Source organism: Psychrobacter sp. UBA2514 (genome assembly GCF_002341255.1).
GTDB lineage: Bacteria > Pseudomonadota > Gammaproteobacteria > Pseudomonadales > Moraxellaceae > Psychrobacter > Psychrobacter pacificensis.
Genome location: NZ_DDNS01000009.1, coordinates 949 through 6,222, shown reverse-complemented (window position 1 = coordinate 6,222; position 5,274 = coordinate 949). Strand labels below are relative to the sequence as shown.

At 43.9% G+C, this 5,274-nt stretch carries 5 protein-coding genes; 4 read left to right on the top strand and 1 reads right to left on the bottom strand.

Annotated elements, in window-relative coordinates; all coding sequences use genetic code 11:
• The coding region (locus B3V51_RS02890; RefSeq protein WP_286707925.1) for a TerD family protein at positions 1–236 on the bottom strand (236 nt) is incomplete at its 3' end.
• A gap of 293 nt (positions 237–529) precedes the next feature.
• On the opposite strand from B3V51_RS02890, the gene B3V51_RS02885 reads away from it, so the two are divergent.
• The 4 genes from B3V51_RS02885 to B3V51_RS02870 form a co-directional block, all read left to right on the top strand.
• Positions 530–1,675 carry an ATP-grasp domain-containing protein gene (locus tag B3V51_RS02885; protein ID WP_284719529.1) on the top strand — a complete coding sequence of 382 codons (1,146 nt, stop codon included), beginning with the start codon at positions 530–532 and terminating at the stop codon, positions 1,673–1,675.
• A 66-nt stretch (positions 1,676–1,741) separates the two neighbouring features.
• Positions 1,742–2,965 carry a S1 family peptidase gene (locus tag B3V51_RS02880; RefSeq protein ID WP_071001915.1) on the top strand — a complete coding sequence of 408 codons (1,224 nt, stop codon included), beginning with the start codon at positions 1,742–1,744 and terminating at the stop codon, positions 2,963–2,965.
• 60 nt (positions 2,966–3,025) lie between these two features.
• Complete coding sequence (locus tag B3V51_RS02875) at positions 3,026–4,114, top strand: NYN domain-containing protein (protein ID WP_071001916.1); 1,089 nt, start codon at positions 3,026–3,028, stop codon at positions 4,112–4,114.
• 48 nt (positions 4,115–4,162) lie between these two features.
• The coding region (locus B3V51_RS02870; RefSeq protein WP_286707924.1) for a phosphoribosyltransferase domain-containing protein at positions 4,163–5,274 on the top strand (1,112 nt) is incomplete at its 3' end.

Below are 5,274 nucleotides of genomic sequence, written 5' to 3'. Positions count from 1 at the left end.
GCGGGCAAATTGATATCAAAAAATCCGTCACTGTCGTGACCACGAAAACTAACATTGCCATCATCGCTACGTTTCTGACCATAAAATATCATGTCACCATCGCCGCGTACTTTGCCATCAGTCGTCAGACGATAAGCGGCGCAATCAATGGCGTTTTGGCTTAAGATGCGGACACTAATATTATCAGTTGGTAATGGTGCATTGGCACCTGCGATCAGTTGCTGAGGTTGATTCATCATACGTCCTTTAGATTCTTTATTATGTTGTCGTTGTTGTCATTGGCATGCTCACTATCGTCATATAGTAGCATGAATATTATGAACATTTTAAACCGACCAACCGCGCTACTAGCTACAAGATCACTCTTACAAATCCTTTTGCCTATTTCATCAGGGGCATTTATAACCTGTGCCATTTGTATATAATATATGCTGCTGAATGATCAAATTTTGACTATACTGCCGCCAGTTTTCAATAACCGTATCCACTCATCCAACTCCCTACATATGATAATAACGCTGAGAGAATTATGACTAACCTTGCTAACGATAGCGTCCACTCCACATCAATAGCTGCTTGGTTAGCTGAGGGTCAATCCAGCCAGCGCGATATGTTAGAGAGCTTACAGAACTTAAAAAGCAAATCTAGCACCCCTTTTAATATTATTGCCTCACACCGTCATAACCGACCTGAGATTTTTGAATTTGCTGATAGGGTCTATCGCGAACCATATCCAGAAAAAGCAGCCATAGAGGATGAGGCACAAGAGACAACTGAGCCTGTTATACCTCGCTGGCAATTCGTCTTGGAACACGCCAAAGAGCACAACGTCAAAGTATTATTAACGGGGCGCAATGGGGTCGATTATGAAGCGCATCGTGAGGCGTTTGATGCCGCTGGTATTCGTTTGCTTACAGGCGCAACCAGCGTAGCAGCACTAGAGTCGATCGAAGATAAGTTTGCCTTTATGCAGCAGTGTCACCAACACAATATCCCTGTCGCTGATGCTTGGCGCTTTGATAATGTGACAGAGCTGGAAGCATTACTTGCCGAACACGGTCATCAGCCCCTATGTGTCAAACCAGTTGTTGGTATTTTTGCTCAAGGATTTTGGCGCTTGGACTCAGGTAAAGAACCTGATGAACACTACGATAGTTTTGAGCATTTGTACTTTACCGAAGAGAAAAAAATCAATACCGCGCAGTTTATCAATGCGTATACCAACAGTCTAATGGTACGTGAGCGCCCTATTCCTATGCTGCTTATGCCTTATCTATCAGGGCAGGAATACTCTATCGATGTGGTCTGCGAATACGGTGAGGTCTTGGCCGCCGTCACGCGTTATAAAACCGGCAAAATCCAGCATATTGGCTATGAGCAATCCGTCATGGATGTGGTGATTCCATTGATTAAAGCCTTTGGCTGTGACGGTATCGTCAGTGTGCAGACCAAAGCTGATGATGACGGTCAGCACCGTGTGCTTGAGATCAATAGCCGCCCGTCTGGTGGTATTGGTTACACAACGCATAGCGATGTGGATTTGACACAGGTCGGATTTGGCTATTGGCTTGGCTTGACCGATAAGCCACAATTGACTGATATCATACAGCAAATAACGCCCTGTCAAGTACGCTCTATTATGGTCAGCGTGAAAATTGAAGATACTGCTGAATAAGTAAAAATAAGCAGGCAACATAAAGAACGACTGACAACCGAGTATATATCCAATAAAAGGTAGACGATGACAGCACAGACCACACTCGTGTTAGGCGCTAATGCTGTTATCGCAGACGTGCGCTGCTCGGTCGCATTTTCTAGCACTTCTCCGCTTAAGTTTGGACAGCAGCTTGGGCTACTTTGGTTGCCATTAGATGCCAATCGTCAGGCTGTTTGTAGCCCTGCTTATTTACATGAGCCCAAAGACTGGGCAACGATAGATGATGCCAATAACCCAAGCAAATGGCAGCTTAATCTACCCAAATTGTTTGAGCAACAAGGTGTGCATTTTTTACAGCTGATTGCTTATGCTTACGATGAGCCTAGCCTGAACTTGCCTGCGGTTGAGCTAAGCAATGTTTGCTTAACACTGAATGATGGCGCACTTCGCTACGACTTTACAGCGCGCGAACGCCACGTCAAAGCTGCGATTATATTAGAGATATATCAGCGGAATGGACAGTTTAAATGTCGGGCGCTTGACGAAGCTTCGACCCAAGGTTTGACGAGTCTTGAGCAGCGAGTACAAGTCAGTCTTGATGTTCGTCCACCCAACACACATGCACGTATCCAAGCAGCACAGCAACAGCAAGCCTGCCCTCACAATGAAATGCGTCCGCCTCGTCACGTGCAGGCAGGTGAGACATGGACAGGGACGGCGTTTGCCATTGATCCGCACCACTTGCTCACCTGCTATCATGTGATTGAGTCCGCTCAAATGATTGGCATACGCCAGCAAGGTCAGCCTGATCGCGAGGCACAAGTCGTGCTCAGTGATATCGGTAGCGACTCCGCTATTATCAGAGTCAGTGACCCCCTGCCCAGCCATATACCATTGGCACAGCAATGCAGTGACATATTGGGTGAGACCATTACTACATTAGGATTTCCATTATCAGGGCTAAGCAGTCAACTACAAGTCACACAAGGCTGTATCTCAGGGCTAACGGGCTTAAACGATGATATTCGTTATCTTCAGTTTACCGCACCCATTCAGCCTGGCTCTAGTGGTAGTCCTTTACTACTACCAACCGGTGAGGTCATCGGCATGGTGACTGCCAGTCTCGTTCATGAACACGCCCAAAACATGAACTATGCGGTGAAATTTCAGTTATTATCTGCCTTAATTGCGAGCGCTGGGATCAGTTTGGAGAGTAAGGCTGATTCGTCAAGCGCCACGCTTCTGACCACGCCGCAACTGAGCAAGCAAAGTCGCAGTGCATTATGGCTGGTAGGCTGTCAGGGTTAACGACATACTACAATGATAAGATCAAAAGAAAAACGGTATTAATCAAGGACTGTTATATCAATGAAACTCAACAACATAGCCGTTCTTATCGATGCCGATAATGCTTCAGCTAATAACATTAATTATATTTTACGTAAGATAGAGAGTATCGGTAATGTTACTTGCAAAAAAGTCTATGGTGACTGGGGCAATGTACATATTCAAGGTTGGCAAGAAGCACTCTTAAAACACGCTATCGACCCAATACAACATTTCGCCTATGCTAAAGGTAAAAATACGACTGATATTGGTCTAGTTATTGAAGCTATGGACTTATTACATAGTGGTCATTATGACGGTTTTTGCTTAGTATCTAGTGATAGTGACTTCACTGCTTTGGCGTTACGCATACGAAAAAATGGTATCAAAGTCTTTGGTTTCGGTAAAAAGCAGACCGTTAAAGCATTCACACAAGCCTGTGACAGTTTTTACTACGTGGAGGATCTAGTACCTTTACCAAAAGCACTGCCCATTAGCGAGCACAAAGACACGCCTAGCTTTGATACTAAGACAAAACCATTGCTGCCTGTCGCCGAATCCAAAACATCACCCGAAAAATGGACAACCAAAGCACTTCAAAAGCAGACACATCTTATTAGCATATTAAACAAGCTGATAAAAGAAGACCCAAATTCTGCCAAAGGCTGGTCAAATTTATCTTATCTTGCCAGCCAGATTAAACAACACCATACAAATATCAAGTTAGATAGATATGGCTATGCAAAGTTTTCAGAATTAATTATAGCAATGGCGTTATATGACATCCGTACTGTGAACAAAGTCATTTCTATTAAACTAAAAAATGGTACATTGCCAATGTCCAGTGTAGCACCAAACGGCAATGTCACGTCAACATGGAATGAGAGTCGCCTAAAATGTGATACAAAATTATTAAATAGTCTGCGTGCTTCCATTATCGATCACCCGAAAGCCGACCACGAGCGCTGGGTGAATTTCGGTTTGATTGGCAACGCCATAAAAACACACTACCCAAATTTCGATCCTAAAAATTACGGTTATGCCAGACTCTCTAGCATGATTAGAAATATCGGAATATTTGAAACCAAAACGGTAAACTCTACGCTCTATGTACGTCATAAAGCTAAGTAAACACTAGCAACAAACAAAATCTGATAATACATAGGACAACAAGAAATAATGAATGATACAAATCAAGATATAACTTCTAACAAAACCTATAAACGCAGCATCACCCTACCTCGCGGCACCCTTGATCTGACCTATCAGACCAACTCAATGGCTAACAAAAATAGCCTGAAACAAAACGACAGTTATCAATTAGAAGATCTGCTTGGTTTTGCTCAGCGTATTAATCCAAAACGGGCGTTTTTGTTTGTCTCCAAAGTATTGGGCCGTCATATCCCCGTGGCACCCAGAACGATGCGAAATGCGTTTACTGACTTGGCCAATTTAGTTCCTAGCGATTTGCCCAAGCCAATTTTAGTTATTGGTATGGCAGAGACCGCTGTTGGTCTATCCGCTGGCGTGCATCAAGCGCTACAAACACGTTATCCAAATGCGTTATTGCTAAACTCTACGCGTCACACACAGCATAGTGACAATAACTCCGAAGCGTTATTAACAACGTTTAATGAAGATCACAGTCATGCCAGCCAGCATTTAATTTATCAAAGTACAGATAGCGTCACGCAAGAGCAGCTGCTTACCAGCAAAACGCTGATTATGGTCGATGATGAAGCTTCAACAGGCAACACTTGTGTCAATGTCGTCACGGCTTTACGTGCTGCAGGGCTCACTCAGCTAGAGCAAGTACATCTAACGACTTTGGTTGATTGGTCATTGGATCAAGAAAATACAAACCAGCAGACAGATGATATTATGCCTGCGCGTATGGCAGATCGCTTAACTGGTATTGAGTTTCATCGCCATCACTTACTGTCTGGCGCATGGCAATGGACAGACGCGCCCAACCCAGAGCCTATCACCATGCCATCGGTTGATACCACTGCCGCTGGTAGTCAAGCGCTTGGATTTACAGGTAACTGGGGACGTTTTCCCACATTAAATAGCACAGATGGCTTTAATAACTATCTTTCGAGCTTTCAGGCTGCATTTGCAAGCTTCCATAGTCAAGACAGCTTTGATGTCACTCAATTGCCAAAAAAAATATTGGTGTTGGGTAGCAATGAGTTTGTTTGGTTGCCGTTTTTGTTGGCGGAATGGCTTGAGACAACATCTCAAAACCTCAAAGCTGACACAAATGCTATCGTGAAATTTAGTGCATTAAC